The organism is Mesorhizobium sp. M7A.F.Ca.CA.001.10.2.1, assembly GCF_003998575.1.
Classification (GTDB): domain Bacteria; phylum Pseudomonadota; class Alphaproteobacteria; order Rhizobiales; family Rhizobiaceae; genus Mesorhizobium.
The window spans coordinates 1-1,670 of sequence record NZ_RZQY01000950.1; the positions used below are offsets into that span (position 1 = coordinate 1).

General features: G+C 60.2%; 1 protein-coding gene. It reads right to left on the reverse strand.

Annotated elements, in window-relative coordinates; all coding sequences use genetic code 11:
* Window positions 1–31 precede the first annotated feature (31 nt).
* Window positions 32–1,670 (reverse strand): type I secretion C-terminal target domain-containing protein (locus EN964_RS33830; protein WP_127270680.1); only part of this gene is annotated, 1,639 nt, incomplete at its 5' end.

The following is a 1,670-nucleotide window of genomic DNA, read 5'->3' on the forward strand; positions in this document are numbered from 1 at the left end:
TAACATAGTCGCGTGGTTGTGCGCTATGGCGTTACACCACGTTTGCCGTTGTCTGATGCTGGGTTATGCCATCGTCGTAGAGCAGCGTGATCGTGTTGGCCGCGGGGTGGTTCGTGAGTTCCGCCACTTGGACAAAATTGGCCGGATCTCCCGATCCGCTCGTGTCGACACTCAGCACGCCGGTCCCTGCGTCGTAATTCACGAAGTCGCCGATGTCGCCGCCGCCAGGAGCCGTGTCGAACAGCGCGGTCAGATCGATCTTGTCGCCCTCGCCACCATTGAAGTCGGTGATGAGATCTTTGATGTCGAGATGATCGAGCTTGAACGTGTCGGCACCAGTGCCTCCGGTAAGCGTGTCTTGGCCGAAGCCGCCGACGAGAGTATCGCTGCCGCCTCCGCCGTTCAGTGTGTCGGCGCCAAGACCGCCTGCGAGATAATTGTCGCCGGCGTTTCCAGACAGGTAGTCATTGCCCGAGCCGCCGATCAATCCCTCAATACCCGAGAGAGTGTCACCGGTGGCATCGCCGCCGCCGATCGTACCAGGCCCCGGATTGGTGAATGTCACCGGCGCCCCGGATGCATGTCCGTCGTCGGCCAGATGGATCGAAACCGCCGCCACACTGCCCGTATAGTCGGCAATGTCGGTTCCGGCACCGCCCGAGATCGTATCGGCATGCGTGCTGCCGGCGATAACGTCGTTGACCGTTCCGGCAAAGCCGGGAAGGGTGAAGTTGCCGGAACCGTCGCCTGCGACCACGTGGATGCTCACAGGCTGCGTCGCGGTCGTATCGCCATCATGGTCTGTCGCAGAGACCAGGAACTGCAGGTTCAAGTCGGACGGCAGGATGTTCTGCGATATGTCGACGGCCGCCAACCTCATTTTCGCATCGGCATTGCCGGTTATCGAAATCACGTTGAAATCGATCGTCGGGTCGATGATGAGATGTCCATTCACCACCGTCGCCGTTCCATTCTGGGTCTGGTTGGTGACGGAATTGGTCGCCGTCCATGAGACCGAACCAGAGCCATTGTTCACATTGAAATCGAGACTGCCTATGAACTTCGGATTGAGAGTCGGCGCGTCATTGCCGGCTGTCGCGGAGGTGTGGAACTCCATGGTGAAGTTTTCATTGGGGTCGATGAACTGGTTGTCAACGCCGAAGCCTTGCGTGGAAGAGTTGACGCCGTTGCCGTTACCGGTGAATTCGATCAGGCCGTTCGGAGTTTCGAGGAACGGCGTCGGACCACCCGGGCTCAGCCCTGTGAGCGTCTGCGTGACGGTCGTGGCGGCCTGCGGCGTGACGAGATCGAACTCATAGGTGCCATCCGGCCTTACCGTCAGGGAGAACACTTCGGTCACGCCCGAATTCCCGTGAAGGACCGTTGTGCCATCCGCCGCGGTCGTCGTGCTGTAGGTGATCCCGGTGATCGCAGGTCCGGTGATGTTGAAATGATCGAGGCCATCGGCACCCGCCGCCAGCGAGAAGACCCCTGAGACCGATCCAACCTCATTTGGCATTGTGCCCGAGGTGAAGGAATTTAGCGTCGGGCCGTCATCGAGGAAGGTCAGGTTCTGGCCGATGTTGAGCGTCGCAGCCGAGCTGTCGCCGTCCTTGTCGGTGATCGTTGCCGTCAGCGTCACCAGATTGTCGGCATTCAGGCTGACCGGC